Below are 18449 nucleotides of genomic sequence, written 5' to 3'. Positions count from 1 at the left end.
TCAGATTTAAGGAATTAATCTAAGCGTAATTACATCATGAGATGCAATATCTGCAGTAAAATTCTTTTTTGTATTTCCTGATTCCCTATTTTTCCAAAGATCTTTTAATTTATAAATCGTTTTACCAAAATTAGCTTCATAACCAAAATCAGCATCCTTGATAATATGCTTTTTCCAATCAAAATTGATTTTTTTAGCCACATCACTTCTGTTTAAAAAGGTTACTGCCCAATTACCATCTGATAAGGGTTTTACCCAAACTTCAACTCCATCTTCAGCAGAATATTTAAAACCCTGAATTCCTAATTTATCCTGATTAACAGCAATTAATTCTTTATTGGTTAAAATCGCAAGTGTCTCTTTTGACATTTTTCTAAAATCATTTCCTGAAACAAGCGGTGAAGCCATCATACACCACATTGCAAAATGTGATTTATCTTCGGTATCATTCATTTCATTTCCTACTTCCATCATATCAAAATCGTTCCAATGATCAGGTCCAGAATATTTACGAATGTCTTTACGCATCTCTACGATCTTCATAAATCCCCAGGAAGACCAATTTCCTTCTTCATGTTTAAATTCACAATCAAAGCAAGGATATATATCTCCTGAAATCCTCCATAAATTACCAACCGGTTTTCCCCATTCCCATGGCTGATTATCTCCCCATTCACAAAGACTAAACACAATAGGTCTTCCAGCAGTTTTAAGCGCATTACTCATCGTTGTATAAGCTTCTTTAGCTGTGATTCCTTGTGTATTACACCAATCATATTTCAAGAAATCTATACCCAGTCTGGCATAAAAACGAGCATCCTGATATTCGTAACCACGTGTTCCGGGATAACCGGCGCAAGTTTGTGTTCCGGCGCAATTGTACAAACCAAATTTTAAACCCTTGCTATGAACATAATCAATTACAGCTTTCATTCCGTTAGGAAACTTTGCCGGATCAGGAACTAAATCTCCGTTTGCATCACGTTCTCTGGTCATCCAGCCATCATCGAGCACAATATAATTATATCCTGCCGAAGCCATTCCGGACGAAACCATAATATCTGCGGTTTCTTTTACTAATTTTTCATCGATACTTGTCCCAAAAGTATTCCAGGAATTCCAACCCATTGGAGGCGTCATTGCCAGACCTTCAAATTTTCCTGCCAGTTGTGTATGTGTATTTCCCTGACTAAACCCTAAAGCTGATATGCTTAAAGCAAACAATACTACTACTGCTTTTTTCATTTTTGATTATTTTGATATTTTTTTTATTCTATTTACTATTTAATAAGTAGTTATTGAATTAACTATTGAATGCTATAAAAAACTCCATCGCGATATTTCGAAATGGAGTTCTCATTAAAAAAAGAACTTAATTTAATTGACAACTAAGTTTTGAGTTTTTACAATTCCGTTTGGATATGTTACCTGCACAATATAAAGTCCAACTGTTAATGAAGCTCCAACCGTTGCTTTTAACGGAAATGAAGTTGATGTTGCCGATAAAGGAAAAGTAGCTTTTAAAACTCCTGAACTATTGTATACTTTGCAAATTGTACCAGTTCCTACTGAGCTAATTGCCGGAGCATAAATTGTTATGTATCCGTTGCTATATGGATTTGGCGCTATTGTTACCTCATAATTTATTCCGGGAATATTATTAGAACATCCTGTCAGGTTTAAAGAAATTGAGTTTCCATAAGATGTTGATGTAACTGAATTTGACAAACATCCTGACGAAGAGGTTGTACTTGTAACATCATATAGAAAATAGGATTGTCCGTTTAATGGCAGTTTTAATTCGAATACATTTTTAGAAGTCTGCGTAATTACAATACTTGCATCTGCAACTCTTGGAGAAATATTAAAATTGGTATTCGGACTCGGATTTGGATTCGGAATAATATTAACTGTTATTATATGATATTGTGTTGTACAATAATCATTTGTTTTCGTGACATAATAACTGGGCTGAGCCGGTAAATCTGGTGCTATAAAAGTAAAAACACTACTTTGAGCGACTACATTTGTACCATCAAGAAATTGTACTGTAAGTGTTGTACCTCCCGGAATTGGTCCCGGATTTTTGTATAAAACTTTAGACAATGATAATAATGATGGATTTCCTGAAAATGTCACACTTGGATCACTGCAAATCCATTTTACTTCAGTGTAACTGATATTTGCCGGAGGCGGCGAAACTGTATAAGTAGGATTTGAAGACAAACAATAAGGATTTACGCCTGTAATAACCTGAGCATTTGTTATAAAACTAATTAATATTAAAATAAAACTTAATATCGAAAGCTCATTTTGTTTTGAAATTTTAAAAGTGCGAACACTTGAAGAGTCATTTTTTTTCATGATTTTTTTGATTTTTATGGTTGTTAGTAATAAATAAATTTAACCAGAAAATTAAACAATAAATGATATTATTTCTTCAAATAGCAGTATTATAAAATCATATAACAAATTGATTATCAATTAAAAAGCATCAAAAAATAAAATTTAAAAAAGTATTCCCTAATTGAGTAGATTAGGGAATACTTAAAACAAAACTCAAAATAATATACTATTTCAAAACAAATCCCATGTCATCCATAAGGATCGTATTACCTCCAAAACCTCCGGATTCCTGCAATGTTAACTGATCAAAAGTTGTAGGATTTCCTATCTCAGAAAAAGGAATTTCGATAGTAGTCCAGTTTGTGGCAAGAGATTTCTTAATTTGATACGCCCAACCGCCAAAAACAAATATTATACTTGCATTTGTATTTGCCGAAACACTTTTAACTTTAACCCTAAAAGCTTTGTATTTAGAAACATCTCTTGAATTAAACTTCATATCAGCGCCATTCCATCCGCCAAAAACAAATTTAATCGATGATTCTCCCTGCACTTTATCTACTTTGTAACCTGTATCAAAAGAATCTGCTGACTGCCACATCCAGTGACCTGCGTCTCCTTGCATTACATCATCATAAAGTGCTGAACCAATTGCTTCAGCAGAAACAGCAGAACCTGAAATATTCGTCACTGTTACATATTTATCAGTGGCATTGGCTGGCATTTTAAATTTAATTTCAGTTAAAGTAGAAGACACAACCGGTACATTTTCCGTCCCTACTTTTACAATAGGATTCAGGAAATAATCACCACTAAGAGTCACCATATCACCTTCTTGAGCATTTATAGAATTAAACCAATTAAATGTTGGTGCTGGTGGTGCAACAGTTAAATTAAAAACAGCTGTTCCGCTTCCTGTTACTACTTTTAACTGATTGGCAGCATTAGCATAAGGCGTTTTTTCATCAACCAATATCACAATATCTGTATCTGTTACAAAAGTGGGTCTGAAATACGTTTCAAAATCATTAAAATATACTTTTTGCGTAGACAGTAATCCTTTTCCATGTATGATATAATAATTTTTTGGATCTACTAAAGTAACCGGAGTAGATGGTAAAAGATTTCCTGCAGTATCATAACCTGAACGTGATATGGATTCTATAACCGGCGCACCTGTATATACTGAAGCATTATCATCATTTGAGCAGGAACTAAAAAACATTAAAGATAACATCCATGCCATACATGCTGTTAACGAAACAATTTTTATATTTTTCATATTTTTATTTTTAAAAATTATTTAAAAGTATACGGCGCTACTTCTGTTAATTTTGGATTTTTAATCAAATCATCTGCCGGATAAGGCAATAAAAGATTCGTTGCAGAAATCGAGATGTGTTTTTCTGTAACCTTATCTCCTCTATTTTGTGCTTCAAGAATTGCTTTAGCTTTAGCGAAAGGCAAACGTCCTAAGTCAAAATAATAATCTCCTTCGCAAGCTAGTTCTGCACGTCTTTCTTTGAAAATATCATCAAATGAAATCGATGCTTTAGCCGGAAGACCAGCTCTTAAACGAACTGCATTGAATGATTTCAAAGCCATAGCATCTGTAGTACTGCCTGATTGTCCGCCTAAAATAGCTTCGGCATGAATTAATAACAGTTCCGCATAACGCATCATATAACTGTTCATACTGCTTTCACCGTTAAACGGAGGATTAAATGGTCCGGTAATTGGTAAATTTTCTTTTCCGATTACGTATTTTTTTAATCCCGCCCCTGAACTTTGAGCTTCATTTTCTATCGCAAATGTATAGCCTAAAATTAGCGGAGAATCAACAGCAAGTGTTTGAGCATAAGTTAAGTTAGGATAAAAATCACCTGGCAACATAAAAGTTTCTTTTCTTCTTTTATCACCATCTTCAAAAACATTATGAATCAAATCCTGAGAAGGCGCTATCTGACCTGAATAAGTAGTTTCTACCAATCTGTTTTCAGGAGCGAACAAAGTATTAGAAAAGTTACCTTCAAAATAAGTTCCGGCACCTGTCCATTGCCATGAAAATATAGACTCTTCATTATTGTTATTTTTTTGCAAAAATAAATCGGCAAAAGATTTTGTAGGTAATTCTTCTCCACCCAACAATTTAAACTCACCACTATTAATTACTTCCTGAGCCATTTGTCTTGCCAGATCATATTTCTTTTGGTACAAATAAACTTTTGCCAGAAAAGCTTTTGCAGATCCGCTGGACACGTGCGCATTCGACGCATAATCTGAACCTCTGTTTTTTGTTCTTAAATTCTCTATTGCAAATTTTAAATCATTCTCTATGAATTTGTAAACATCCTCAGTAGGATTACTTGGAACAACAAAGTTTTTAGAATAGTCAGCATTATTTTCGATAATTGGCACATTTCCCCATAATCTTACTAAGAAGAAATATGAAAAAGCTCTGATAAAATGTGACTCACCTAAAGCGTTATTCAAGGCTTCTTTACTAACATTTGGTCCCACACTTTGAGGTAAATTACTGATATAGGCATTAGAATTTGCAATTGCGCCAAAACAAGATCTCCAGGCATCAGAAATAAAAGCCTGAGAATTGGTAAAACTTAAATCTGTGAACTTACCAAAATCATTGTATTGGCTTGCATACATATTACCCGAAATTACATCTGTAATACCATAAAATGCCGATTTATTCATGTTGAACCAAACGATCCCATACAATCCGTTACTGGCATTATCAAGTTTTGAATCTGAATCGTAATAATTACCTATCGTAGGAGTTCCCTCTGCCGGCACATCAAGAAAATCCTGAGAACAAGACGATGAGATCAACAATATCAACGCCATAGCAATAGCACTGTTTATTTTTAGTATATTTTTCATATTTATTCGTATTAAAATTCAACATTAAAACCAAAAGTTATTTGTCTTGGCGTTGGGTAACGTCCGTTATCCACACCAGATAACAATGCATCCTGGTTATAAGAACCTACTTCTGGATCGTATCCTTTATATTTTGTAAACGTAAATAAGTTTTGCCCGGAAGCGTAAAGCCTCAATCTTGATAATTTTAATTTCGAAATCATATCAGAAGGCAGAGAATACCCAAGAGTTACGTTCTGAACTCTTAAATACGATCCGTTTTCTATAAAGCGGGTTGATACAGCATTGTTTATATTATCATAAGTTGAAGGTCTTGGAAGAGAAGCATCTAAATTAGAAGCTGAATAAAAATCTGCTGCTTCTGTTAAATAATTCGTTCCCATATTACTATTCATTACGCCCGAAGCACGAGTTAAATTCATTAACTTATTTCCGGCAGTTCCCTGAACAAAAACAGATAAATCGACATTTTTATATTTAAAGTTGTTGGTAAAACCATACGTAAATTTAGGATTTGGATTTCCTATGTTAACCATATCTTTTAAGTCAATAACACCATCGTTGTTTTGATCTTTATAGATAACATCTCCTTTTTGAAAACTCGGTAATAAAGAGTTTGTTCCGTTTTTCAAAACTACTTTAGCTCCGGTTCCGTCTGTATGACCGTAAGTTGTCAAATCATCATCCGTTCTGTAAATCCCTAAAGCTTCATACCCTATAAACGATCCTATTGGCAAACCTTCCTGAGTTCTTGAAACCGTTACCGTATTATAAGCAAGAGTACCCATTGTTCTAACAATATTTAAACCTGCCATATTTGTAACCTCATTTTCATATTTGGTAAAGTTTAAATTCGCATTCCATGAAAAATTTTGAGAGAATTTCTCCGTATAACCCAGCGTAATCTCAATACCTTTATTTTCCATGCTTCCAAGATTAAAGTACGGAGGATTTACACCACCTTCATAATCTCCGCCACCAGAAAGAAAATTTGGTAAAGGAACCTGATACAAGAAGTTTTTAGAAACTTTTTTATACAAATCTACAGATGCAGTAAGCTTAGATTTGAACAATGCAAAATCTAATCCTAAGTTGGTTTGATCCTGAGTTTCCCATTTCAAATCTTTATTAGGTGTATTAGATGGCAAATAAGAAGTTCCCATCGAGCTGTTAATCAAGTGTAAATTAGCATCATATAAATTATTACCAATTTGGTTATTTCCGGTTTGTCCCCAACCAAATCTAAGTTTTATACCATCAACATATTTCTTAGTGCCTTCCATAAAAGCCTCATTCGAAATCTTCCATGAACCACCAACAGAACTAAAAACACCCCATTTATTGCCAACAAAAAACTTAGAAGATCCATCAGTTCTTACCGCAGCAGAAATTCCGTATTTATCGCCATAATCATAAACCACCCTTCCTAAATAAGAAGCTAAAGTCTGAGTTCCTGAATATACACCGCTTGTTACCGCTTTAGGCAAATCAGATGCCGCAAGAGATTTATCATTATTATCCTTATATCCTTCACCCGTTATAGTATATCCTTCCCAGTGCGCCCTGTTAGATTCCTGCACAGCCAAAACTGTAAAGTTGTGTTTACCAATAGTGTTTCTATAAGTAAGCATGTTTTTTAAGTTCCATGAATTACCACTTGATGGGCTGTAATATAAATTAGCAAAACTTTTTACCGCATTCCCCAATGAATACATCGGATCAAATCGCTGTCCTAAATTATCATAGATATAACCACCAGCTTCAAAACGATATTCTAAACCTTTAAATAAATCAACCTGAGTATAAAAATTTCCAGAATAGTTTTTTCTAACCAAAGTATTAGAACCCAGTAATGATGTTGCTACAGGATTTACAAATGATGTTGCTCCTCCTGCTGGCGGACCTGCAAAAGCACCTGACAATTCTCTGACAGCTACATCCGGAGTTGCTAATAACGAAGTTGCCACAACCCCATTAAATTGTCCGTTTAAAGTTAGTTTTTCGTCTGTAATTGCACCACTTACGTTAATACCAACCTTAATAAAGCTATTTACTTTAGCATCAACATTTGTTCTAAAGTTGTATCTTTTAAATCCGGATTCTATTACAATACCTTCCTGATTTAATACTCCTCCAGATATATAGTAATTTATTCCGTCCTTACCTCCGGAAAAAGACAACTGATTCGATGTCATAATACCTGTTTGATATATTGCATCTTGCCAATCTGTCCCTTGTCCTAAAACTTCAGGATGAGCAAATTCCGGACGTTTAGCCGTAGGATCATAAACCTCAGCAAGTGCATTTTGATGAATTGCATATTGTTGCAAATTCATAGAATGTAATTTCTTTGGAAGATTGCTAATTGAATATGAATTTTCGAATGATAATTTCCCTGTACCTTTTTTACCGGATTTTGTAGTAACAATTACTACTCCGTTAGCGCCGCGTGAACCATAAATAGCCGTTGCAGAAGCATCTTTTAAGATATCGATAGACTCTATATCATTAGGATTTATAAGTGCCAAAGGACTTAATGTAATGTTTCCTGAATTAGAAAAATTAGAATTCCCGGATGCATTTCTACCAGAAGTAGAAGAGTTACGTGCATCTCCGGATATTGGAACACCGTCAATAACATATAAAGGTTCATTTGTTCCCGTTAAAGACGAAACCCCTCTAATTTTTACAGATACATTACTTCCCGGCTCACCTGAATTACTGCTTACAACAACTCCGGCAGCTTTACCCTGCATCATTTGGTCGAAAGAAACTACTTTTAAATTTTCAATATCCTTAGAACTAATACTAGAAATAGCACTGTTTATATCTTTCCTTTTTTGAGTTCCATAACCTATTACAACTACATCTTTTAAGTCTTCGGCATTTGTTTTTAAAACGACATTAATAGTTTTATTTCCTCCTACAACTATCTTTTGTGTATTAAAACCAATAAAGGAAAATACCAAAGTAGAATTTGCAGGAACGTCAATTGTATATTTACCATCAAAATCTGTTGAAACCGTTGTTTTTAGTCCTACAACCGAAATATTTGCCCCAGGAATAGACAATCCTTTTTCATCAGATACAATTCCTGATACTTTTACCTGAGCAGCAATAAAATTACTGGTCAGCAACAAAAATAAAATCAAAGGAACTGCTCTGTGGTTAGCATTCCAATGAATGAAGTTAGTCATTAGTTTTTTCATAATAAATGTTTGGTTAGTTTAAATTTGTTTTATAATTCAAGTCCTAAAAAAGATGGTATTTATTTTTCTTAAATTATTTAACAAATCTATAACACAAGAAAACATTAAATCGATAGTATTATATCATTTAATGATAATATTTTTACTATAACGTTTTAAAAAAACACATATGAAAAAAAAATGAATCAAAAATTGCATTATTCTCAAAACACACCTATTAAATCATCAGGAATTATAAATAAAAATTAACGAATAAGCAGAAAAGCAAACGATTTCGTTAAAAATAATACTTGTTTGTGCAAAAAAAGTATCACTACAAAATACGCTTAAGTCCAGAAAAATCTTCTCTATATTGACTAGGCGTACAATTTTTAATAGCCTTAAAGCTACGATTGAAGTTTGCGATATTATTAAACCCGGATTTAAAAGCAACTTCAGAAACACTCATGTCTTTTTCTACCAGCCAACGAGCTGCATATCCAATGCGGATATCATTTATATAATTGACAAAAGTTTTGCCGGTACGTTTTTTTATAAAACGATTAAAAGAAATAATGGACATACTCGCTACATTCGCAACATCTTCAAGAGTGATTTTATCTGCAAAATGTTTTTGTACATACTCATAAACCAACTTCATTTTATCATAATCATCAAACGTATCATAATCTACCGTATAAGTCGACAGCAAACGCTGGTTTCTGGAATTCGCAAGATCATATAATAAAGAGGTGATTTCTAAAAAATAGTCCATACCGTCTAACTTAGAAAGCTTTACCAATCGTGGAGTTAATTCTTCAGCTACTTTTTTAGAAAATAAAATACCATGAATCGATCGATTGAACATATCACGAATTGGATTCATAATTCGTCTTGACAATAAAGATTCATGAAATAAATCGTTATGAAACTGAATCGTTATTTCGTGTATTTTTTTACTGGTACATTTACTTAATTCCCAACCGTGATATAAATTAGGACCAATCAAAACCAATTCGACATTGTCAATTTCTTCAATATTATCACCAACAACACGCTTCACTCCTTTTCCGTTTAAAATAAAATTGATCTCAAATTCCGGATGATAATGCACCGGAAAATCAAAGCTGTCTTTCACCCTGTCGAAAACTAAAAAGCTATCGCCAGCCGAAAGCGGAGCAATTTCTCTGTAAAAATTTTTAGTATTACTTATCATTAAAAGCTATTTAGGAAGTACTATTTGAATTTTTATTTGCAATAATATGATATATAATTGATAAAATAATATTAATTACACGATAAACATCCGATTATCTTTGAAAAATAGAATTATCAATTTTACAAAAACAACATTAATAATAAACATTAATCATTTTTAATGGAATATCTTTTTATAGTTTTGATAATTTTAAACCAAAAACAGTAGTAAATTTTCGATGAGAAAATTAAGCCTTTTTTGAAACAGTATTCAATTGACAAATTTGCAGTTACTGCACTGAACCCAAGTATATCATAATGAAAAAAAACATCCTTACGCTACTAACTACCATAATTATTGGAACTTCTTGTTCAGCTAAACTTATTACTACTAATACTAATTTGTCACTTTCAGATAAAAAAGCAACACCAGAAACGGTTTCCTTGTATAAAAAGCTAAATCAATTATCTCAAAAAGGATATCTTTTTGGACATCAGGATGATCTTGCCTATGGTGTAAATTGGAAATATGAAAACGGCCGCAGCGATATAAAAGATGTCGTTGGTGATTATCCTGCCGTTTACGGTTGGGACATTGCAGGCTTAGAAAGAAATGATGTTAATAATATTGACGGAATCCCTTTTACTAAAATGAAACAATACATTGAAGAAGCGCATGAAAGAGGCGGTATTTCGACAATAAGCATGCATTTTGATAATCCGGCAACTGGCAAAAGTGCCTGGGACAATACTCCAAATTCATTAAAAACGGTTCTGCCTGGCGGAGAAAATCATCAAAAATTCACTATTTGGCTAGATAAAGCAGCAGACTTCTTTCTTTCCTTAAAAGATAAAAAAGGAAAAAACATTCCAATACTTTTTAGACCCTATCACGAACTTACAGGCGGATGGTTCTGGTGGGGAAAAGGAAATTGTACTCCCGAAGAATTTAAAACATTATGGAAATTTACTTTCGAATATCTTCAAAATAAAGGCGTTCATAATTTAATTTATATTTACAATACCAGTAGTTTTAGCTCGCAAGAAGATTTTCTGACCAACTATCCCGGAGATGAATATGCAGATATTTTAAGCTTTGACTCTTATCAGAATAATGATGATAAAGAAGGAAAAAAATTCGTTGAAGAAGTTCAAAGTCAGCTTAAAAACTTAAGTGAAATTGGTAAAAAACAACATAAACTAATTGCGATAGCCGAAGCAGGTTACGAAGCAATTCCGGACCCAAAATGGTGGACAGGAACTTTATCTAAAGCGATTGGCGATTATAAAATTTCTTATGTTTTATTATGGAGAAACCATGGCTGGCAGGAAAAAGAACAAAAAATGCATTATTACGCCCCATATTCCGGTCAGATAAGTGAGAAAGATTTTGTTGATTTTTATAATCTGGACAAAACTTTATTCGAAAAAGACATCAAAAAATTGAGAATTAAAAATTAAATATCTGCGAGAAACATAGATTTTAAGAATATCGCATTCAAAATAAAAATCTGTTTTTATCCGCGTTTTTACGAAGTAAATCCGTTTTATCCGCGTCAAAAAAACACACAGAAACATTAAAATAATTAACCAAACAAAACCACAAAAGCCTAATGCACGACAAAATTAGTTTAAAAGAAAAAATAGGTTACGGTCTTGGAGATGCTGCATCATCCATGTTCTGGAAAATTTTCAGTATGTACCTTCTCTTTTTCTATACCGACGTTTTCGGATTGGCGCCTGCCGTTGTAGGAACCATGTTTTTGATTACCAGAATCTGGGATTCTTGCTTTGATCCTATCGTAGGAATCATTGCTGACAGAACAAAAAGCAAATGGGGAAAATTCAGACCTTATTTATTATGGGTAGCCGTGCCTTTTGCCGTAATTGGAGTATTGACTTTTTACACACCGGATTTTGACGAAAAAGGAAAAATCATTTATGCCTACATCACCTATTCAGCAATGATGATGATCTATTCGTTAATCAATGTGCCTTATGCATCGCTTTTGGGCGTAATGTCTTCTGACCGAAAAGAAAGAACAACCTTATCCTCTTATAGAATGGTTTTTGCCTTTGGAGGAAGCTTATTGGCACTTTGGCTAATTGAACCTCTCGTAAATTATTTTGGAGGAAGTTTAAATTCCAAATCTGGCTGGTTGGCAACAATTTCAGTTTTCGGAGTAATTACAACCGCTTTTTTCTGGGGATGTTTCTTCTTTACCAAAGAAAGAGTGAAACCAATTTCTGATGAACAAACGAATCTAAAAGAAGATTTAAAAGATTTACTAAAAAATAAGCCGTGGTGGATTTTACTAGGCGCCGGAATTGGTGCATTGGTTTTCAATTCTATTCGGGATGGAGCTGCCGTATATTACTTTAAATATTATGTAAGCAGCAGCGTAAATTTTGATTTTTCGCTTTTTGGTACAGATTTTCATATGACGCCAACTTCTATCTATTTGGTTTTGGGACAAGCCGCAAATATTATAGGAGTTATTGCCGCTACGCCAATTGCTAACAGAATTGGTAAAAAGAAAACTTTCTTTGGTGCTATGGCTTTAGCCGCAATTTTGAGTTTGATTTTCTATTTCTTTGGCAAAGAAGATGTTTTCCTTATCATGAGTTTTCAGGTTTTAATCAGTATTTGTGCCGGTTGCATTTTTCCGTTAATCTGGTCGATGTATGCAGATAGCGCTGATTATTCAGAATGGAAACAAGGCCGCAGAGCAACAGGATTGGTTTTCTCTGCATCATCAATGTCACAAAAATTTGGATGGACAATTGGTGGCGCCGGAACCGGATGGCTTTTAGGTTATTATGGCTTTCAGGCTAATGTTGAACAAACTGCCGTAACCCAAAACGGAATTCAATTAATGTTAAGCATACTTCCTGCCATTGCAGCAATAATATCAGTTCTTTTTATACTGTTTTATCCATTATCTGAAGAAAAACTACAGGTAATAGAACAGGATTTGAATGAAAAACGAGACCAGACCAATTAAAAATACAGATACAGAAACCTATTAATATGACAGCAATAGCCACTTCAACTACATTTCAGGATAGAAAAGTAGCATTAGAAAAAGAACATAAAATACTGATCGAGCAAAAAAATGCTCCACAGGATCACGCCGGAAACGGTATATATGAACGTTATAAAAACCCGGTTGTTACGGCTAATCACGTACCACTAAACTGGCGTTTTGATCTGGACGAACAAACCAATCCTTTTTTACAAGAACGAATTGGTATAAACGCCGCTTTTAATGCAGGCGCCATGAAATGGAACGGAAAATATCTTCTTGCTGTTCGTGTAGAAGGAATTGACAGAAAGTCTTTTTTCGCTATTGCAGAAAGTCCAAACGGAGTTGATAATTTTAAGTTTTGGGAGAAACCATGCGTGATTCCGCAAACCGAAGAACCAGACACCAATGTTTATGATATGCGTTTGATTCATCATGAAGACGGTTGGGTTTACGGTATTTTTTGTACCGAAAGAAAAGATCCAAAAGCTCCAAAAGGAGATACAAGTTCTGCGATTGCAAATGCCGGAATTGTTCGATCTAAAGATTTAGTAAACTGGGAAAGATTGCCGGATTTAATTTCAAATACCGGACAACAGCGTAATGTCGTTTTGCACCCTGAATTTGTAGACGGAAAATATGCTTTATACACGCGCCCACAAGATGGTTTTATTGATGTTGGAGCCGGTGGCGGAATTGGTCTAGGATATGTAGAAGACATGACAAACCCGGTTGTAAAAGAAGAAAGAATCATCTTTGGGAAACAATATCATACCATTTACGAATTAAAAAATGGTCTTGGTCCAGCGCCTATCAAAACAGAAAAAGGCTGGTTGCATCTCGCACATGGCGTTCGTAATACCGCTGCAGGTTTACGATACACCCTATATATGTTCATGACAGATCTACACGATATTACCAAAGTAACACACGTTCCTGCCGGACATTTCATGGGACCTGAAGGAATCGAAAGAGTTGGTGATGTATCAAATGTTCTATTCTCAAACGGATGGATCGAAGATAATGACGGAACAGTTTATGTATATTATGCGTCATCTGACACAAGAATGCATGTTGCAGTTTCATCTGTAGAAAAATTAGTTGATTATGTTACCAATGCGCCCGCAGATACTTTTATTTCTGCAGGTTCAGTAAAAACAATTATCAATCAAATTGAAAAAAATAACGCAATATAACTATCGTGTCAACAAAACTAAAGCAACTTAAAACAGAACTATCAGACGAACTGGAATCGATCTTAAACTATTGGTCAAAAAATACGCTAGATAATGAAAATGGTGGTTTTATTGGTCAAATCGATTTCAACGATAATATCATCGCCAATACTGAAAAAGGTGCTGTTTTGAACGCCAGAATTTTATGGAGTTTTTCAGCAGGATATAAAGAAACCAAAAACGAAAATTATAAAAAAATCGCCAAACGCGCTTTTGAGTTTCTTTCACAATATTTTTATGACTCGGAATTTGGCGGTTTATTCTGGAGCATTAATCCTGATAAAACACCAAAAGATACCAAAAACCAAATTTATGCTTTAGCTTTTGCCATTTACGGATTGTCTGAATATTATGCTATTTCTAAAGATGACAAAGCTTTAGAAATAGCTATTAATTTATATTTAAAAATTCAGGAACACAGTTACGATCCTGAAAACAAAGGTTATTTTGAAGCTTTGACCCGCGATTGGCAACCTATTGACGATTTGCGTTTGAGCGATAAAGATGCCAACGAAAAAAAGACCATGAATACACATTTGCATATCGTCGAGGCGTATGCAAATTTGTATAAAGTCTGGAAGGATAAAAAACTTCAAAATGATATTATTGAATTATTAGAAACAATCGAAGAACATTTTATTAATCCAAAAACGGGTCATTTAAAATTATTTTTTGATGAAAACTGGATCGAAAAACCAGACGTCATTTCGTATGGACATGATATCGAGGCAGCCTGGCTTTTGTTGCAATGTGCCGAAATTTCTGAAGATGAAACCTTAATTGCCAATTACAAAAAACACGCAATTCAGATGGCAGAAGTTACCAAAGATGGATTAGATTCTGATGGAGGTTTGTGGTACGAATTAGATCCAGAAAAAAACAAATTAGTTGCCGAAAAACATTGGTGGGTTCAGTCCGAAGCTTTAATTGGTTTTTATAACGCCTATCAAATAACTGGCGATGAAACTTATCTAGAAATAGTTTATAAAAACTGGACGTTTATAAAAAAATACATTCTGGACAAAGAAAACGGAGAATGGTTCTGGGGAATTAACCGTGACTATTCTTTAATCGAAAAAGACAAAGCCGGTTTCTGGAAATGTCCGTATCATAATAGTAGGGCTTGTTTAGAATTAATTGAGCGTATTAAAGTATAAATCAGTTTGTCATTGCGAGGAACGAAGCAAACGCACTAACGATAAAAACATTTGCTAATTAAAATGTATACTGCATGAGAATGCTTCGTTCCTCGCAATGACTAATAAAACCTAAATCCCTAGCCCTGATAGAAGTGGAAATCCTTTTATTTTTTTCTTTAAAAAAATAAAAGATTGAAACGGATAGCAGGAAATAGCTCCTAAAAAAACAACTAATGAAAAATAATTTTCTAAAAATTCTTGTATTCGGTTTAATGCTTTCTGCAATTGCTTGTCAGGCGCAGGAAAGAATTACAGTAAAAGGAACGCAATTTTATAAAGGCGATAAACCGTACGCTTATATTGGTACGAATTATTGGTATGGAAGTTTACTGGCTTCGAAAAAAGTGGGTGACCGAAAAAGATTGCTTCGCGAACTGGATTTAATGCAGAAAAACGGAATCGATAATTTACGAATTTTAGTGGGTGCCGATGGTGGGAAATATGATTTTACCGTTCGTCCGGCATTGCAATATGAGCAAGGAAAGTATGACGAAGATTTGCTTGACGGGCTTGATTTTTTAATCAATGAAATGAGCAAACGTAAAATGTATGCCGTTTTATATTTAACAAATAACTGGGAATGGTCTGGCGGAATGTCGCAATATCTGGAATGGAATGGCAAAGGCGCGATTCCGGTTCCGAATATTGCTCCAAATACCTGGCCGCAATTTATGTCGTATACAGAACAATTTCATAGTTGTGAGCCTTGTATGAAGGCTTTAGAAGATCATGTTAAGTTTATTATTGGAAGAACCAATAAATATTCGAAAAAGAAATATAACGAAGATAATACGATTATGGCTTGGCAAGTGGGAAATGAACCAAGACTTTTTACGGTAGAAAATGAAACAAAATTTACCGTTTGGTTAAATAATATTGTAAATCTGATTGATAGTTTAGATAAAAACCATTTGGTTTCGACGGGTTCTGAGGGAAAAAACAGCTCGAACGACAGCATGGAAATTTTTGAGAGAACACATCAAAATCCCAATATTGATTATTTGACGATGCACATTTGGCCAAAAAACTGGAACTGGTTTAAAGCTGACAATGCCGAAAAAACCTTAGCAATAACGCTCGAAAATGCAGGAAAATATATTGATGAGCACATTAAAGTAGCCAACAATTTAAAACGCCCTATTATTATTGAAGAATTTGGTTTACCAAGAGAAAATGAAAACTTAACTGCGGGAACTTCTGTAGCAAACAGAGATATTTTTTATAATTATATTTTTAGCAGAGTTGCCGAAAGTGTTAAAAACAAAGGTCCGTTGCAGGCAGCTAATTTCTGGGGATTTGGCGGAGAAGGAAAAGCAATAACCAAAGAAGGAAAATGGAATCCCGGAGATCCATTAACTACAGATCCTCCGCAAGAACCACAAGGATTGAACTCGGTTTTTTCGAGTGATAAATCGACTTTGGATGTTGTGAAGAAGTATAATTTACAATTGAAATAATTCAAATCAATATTTGTAATATTTTAAACCCGACAGGTTTTTGAAACCTGTCGGGTTTAAAATATTTAAGATAAAATCTTTTCAATCGCATTCAATTCATCCTGCGTAAATTCAAGACTTTGCAAACAATCAATATTATTATTTAATTGCCTAACAGAACTTGCGCCAATTAAAACCGATGTAATACGTTTGTCTTTTTGCAGCCAGGCCAAAGCCATTTGTGCCAAAGATTGATTACGGTTTTGAGCAATCTCATTAAGCTGAACTAATTTATTAATACGTTCCTGAGTAACCTCATCTTCTTTCAAATGTCCGTTTGGATTATGCGCTCTTGAGTTCTCTGGAATTCCGTTTAGGTATTTATCGGTTAAAAGCCCTTGTGCCAAAGGCGAAAAGGCAATACAACCTACTCCTTTTTCTTCCAGAACATCTAATAAACCATTTTCTACCCAACGTTCTAACATCGAATATTTTGCCTGATGAATCAAACATGGCGTTCCCAATTGCTTCAGGACATCAACCGCAACACGAGTTTCTTCTGCCGAATAATTACTGATTCCCACATACAACGCTTTTCCGCTTCTTACGGCATAATCTAATGCTGACATGGTTTCTTCAATTGGAGTTTCAGGATCTGGGCGATGCGAATAGAAAATATCAACATAATCAACCTTCATTCTTTTCAAACTCTGATCTAAACTGGATAATAAATATTTTCTGGATCCCCAATCTCCATAAGGTCCGTCCCACATTGTATAACCGGCTTTTGTAGAAATGATGATTTCATCACGTAAGTTTCCCTGAAAATTATGCCAAAGGATTTTACCAAAATTAGTTTCTGCAGAACCTGGAGCCGGTCCATAATTATTAGCCAAATCAAAATGGGTAATTCCTTTATCAAAAGCTTCTACGGCAATACTTTCTGCATTTTCAAAATTATCTACTGAACCAAAGTTATGCCACAATCCCAAAGAAATTTCAGGTAGTAATAAACCGCTTCTTCCGCATCTGTTATATTTCATTTTTTTAAATTAAAGGTTGGAGTTTTAATAGGTTTTAAAGGTAGAAAACAAACTTCAATAATTAAAAATCTAATTAGTCTTTAATTTTGTAAATTTGTTTAAATTATAAAATTATGATTAATAATTGGCAAACTTTTATTTCAATAAATCCTGATATCAGGTTTGGTAAACCTGTAATTACAGGAACCCGAATTTGTGTTTCGGATATACTTTCATGGCTAGCAACAGGAATGTCTTTCGAAGAAATTATTGAAGATTTTCCCGAATTAAATAAAGAACATATTCTGGCTGCTTTAGCCTTTGCTGCAAATAGAGAAAACATCACAAAAATAATTGCAGCATAATGAAATTACTTCTGGATGCCAATATTTCATGGAGAATAATCAAGCTTATAGAAAATGATTTTTCAGATTGCTTACATGCAAAAGATATTAAAATTAATCAACCTGCAAAAGACGTTGAAATTTGGGAATTTGCAAAACAAAATAACTTTACGATACTTACTCACGATGATGATTTTGAAAAATTATTGCTTTTAAAAGGAGCTCCACCAAAAATTATCATTTTAAAAACGTTCAATAAGAACACCAAAGAAATTGCTGAACTTCTAAGTACAAAAAAAGAAATTATTGAGTCATTTGTTTCTAATGATGAATTAATGATTTTAGAAATTTATTAATCTAGCAAAAGCACAAAGTTTTTTTTGACTTTTAATCTGAATAGCTTCCAGCTTTAGCTGGATGAAAATATAAACGTAAACAAAAAAGGCTTTAGCCAAACTTTATAGGTTTGGCTAAAGCCTTTTTCTATTCAAATCTTTTTCCCCTAGTTAAAACTAGGGGCTATGCAAAAAAACAGCCATGAATTTTCAAACAATTTAT

Annotated in this window: 14 protein-coding genes; 7 read left to right on the top strand and 7 right to left on the bottom strand. The window is 33.9% G+C overall.

All coding sequences use genetic code 11. From position 1 onward, the window contains the following. Window positions 1-6 precede the first annotated feature (6 nt). The 6 genes from ASF10_RS18490 to ASF10_RS18465 all read right to left on the bottom strand — a co-directional run bounded on the left by ASF10_RS18490 (window position 7) and on the right by ASF10_RS18465 (window position 9645). The gene (locus ASF10_RS18490; RefSeq protein ID WP_056252416.1) at window positions 7-1245 is read right to left on the bottom strand and encodes a glycoside hydrolase family 27 protein; all 1239 of its coding nucleotides are present in this window, start codon (window positions 1243-1245) and stop codon (window positions 7-9) included. A gap of 132 nt (window positions 1246-1377) precedes the next feature. Further along, the gene (locus ASF10_RS18485) at window positions 1378-2364 is read right to left on the bottom strand and encodes a T9SS type A sorting domain-containing protein (protein ID WP_056252414.1); all 987 of its coding nucleotides are present in this window, start codon (window positions 2362-2364) and stop codon (window positions 1378-1380) included. Between the two features lie 208 nt (window positions 2365-2572). After that, window positions 2573-3628, bottom strand: coding sequence for an IPT/TIG domain-containing protein (locus ASF10_RS18480; protein ID WP_056252411.1), 1056 nt, complete (start codon window positions 3626-3628; stop codon window positions 2573-2575). Window positions 3629-3645: 17 nt separating this feature from the next. After that, on the bottom strand, window positions 3646-5244 hold the full coding sequence (locus tag ASF10_RS18475) for a RagB/SusD family nutrient uptake outer membrane protein (RefSeq protein WP_056252408.1): 1599 nt from the start codon (window positions 5242-5244) through the stop codon (window positions 3646-3648). Between the two features lie 11 nt (window positions 5245-5255). After that, the gene (locus ASF10_RS18470; protein WP_056252406.1) at window positions 5256-8453 is read right to left on the bottom strand and encodes a SusC/RagA family TonB-linked outer membrane protein; all 3198 of its coding nucleotides are present in this window, start codon (window positions 8451-8453) and stop codon (window positions 5256-5258) included. 313 nt (window positions 8454-8766) lie between these two features. Beyond that, window positions 8767-9645 carry a helix-turn-helix domain-containing protein gene (locus ASF10_RS18465; protein WP_055095604.1) on the bottom strand — a complete coding sequence of 293 codons (879 nt, stop codon included), beginning with the start codon at window positions 9643-9645 and terminating at the stop codon, window positions 8767-8769. Between the two features lie 302 nt (window positions 9646-9947). On the opposite strand from ASF10_RS18465, the gene ASF10_RS18460 reads away from it, so the two are divergent. The 5 genes from ASF10_RS18460 to ASF10_RS18440 all read left to right on the top strand — a co-directional run bounded on the left by ASF10_RS18460 (window position 9948) and on the right by ASF10_RS18440 (window position 16546). Continuing rightward, window positions 9948-11090 (top strand): glycoside hydrolase family 26 protein, encoded by a 1143-nt coding sequence (locus tag ASF10_RS18460; protein WP_056252403.1) that lies wholly within the window; start codon window positions 9948-9950, stop codon window positions 11088-11090. Window positions 11091-11242: 152 nt separating this feature from the next. Next, complete coding sequence (locus tag ASF10_RS18455; protein ID WP_056252400.1) at window positions 11243-12634, top strand: MFS transporter; 1392 nt, start codon at window positions 11243-11245, stop codon at window positions 12632-12634. 26 nt (window positions 12635-12660) lie between these two features. Further along, the gene (locus ASF10_RS18450; RefSeq protein WP_056252396.1) at window positions 12661-13851 is read left to right on the top strand and encodes a glycosidase; all 1191 of its coding nucleotides are present in this window, start codon (window positions 12661-12663) and stop codon (window positions 13849-13851) included. 5 nt (window positions 13852-13856) lie between these two features. Further along, on the top strand, window positions 13857-15047 hold the full coding sequence (locus tag ASF10_RS18445) for an AGE family epimerase/isomerase (protein ID WP_056252394.1): 1191 nt from the start codon (window positions 13857-13859) through the stop codon (window positions 15045-15047). Between the two features lie 215 nt (window positions 15048-15262). Continuing rightward, window positions 15263-16546, top strand: coding sequence for a glycoside hydrolase 5 family protein (locus tag ASF10_RS18440; RefSeq protein WP_056252392.1), 1284 nt, complete (start codon window positions 15263-15265; stop codon window positions 16544-16546). A 65-nt stretch (window positions 16547-16611) separates the two neighbouring features. Here the strand turns inward: ASF10_RS18440 and mgrA are convergent, their stop codons facing one another. Beyond that, entirely contained in the window at window positions 16612-17568 is a 957-nt protein-coding gene (mgrA, locus tag ASF10_RS18435) for an L-glyceraldehyde 3-phosphate reductase (protein WP_056252389.1), read from the bottom strand. 113 nt (window positions 17569-17681) lie between these two features. On the opposite strand from mgrA, the gene ASF10_RS18430 reads away from it, so the two are divergent. Together ASF10_RS18430 and ASF10_RS18425 are read left to right on the top strand one after the other, a co-directional pair. Next, a complete protein-coding gene (locus ASF10_RS18430) occupies window positions 17682-17912 on the top strand; it encodes a DUF433 domain-containing protein (RefSeq protein WP_056252386.1) in 231 nt (76 codons plus the stop codon). Continuing rightward, window positions 17912-18247 (top strand): DUF5615 family PIN-like protein, encoded by a 336-nt coding sequence (locus ASF10_RS18425; protein ID WP_056252383.1) that lies wholly within the window; start codon window positions 17912-17914, stop codon window positions 18245-18247. The genes ASF10_RS18430 and ASF10_RS18425 overlap by 1 nt, the downstream gene beginning before the upstream one ends. Window positions 18248-18449 lie beyond the last annotated feature (202 nt).

This window comes from Flavobacterium sp. Leaf82 (genome assembly GCF_001422725.1).
In the GTDB taxonomy this organism is placed as follows: domain Bacteria; phylum Bacteroidota; class Bacteroidia; order Flavobacteriales; family Flavobacteriaceae; genus Flavobacterium.
This window is presented reverse-complemented; position numbering and strand designations above follow the sequence as displayed.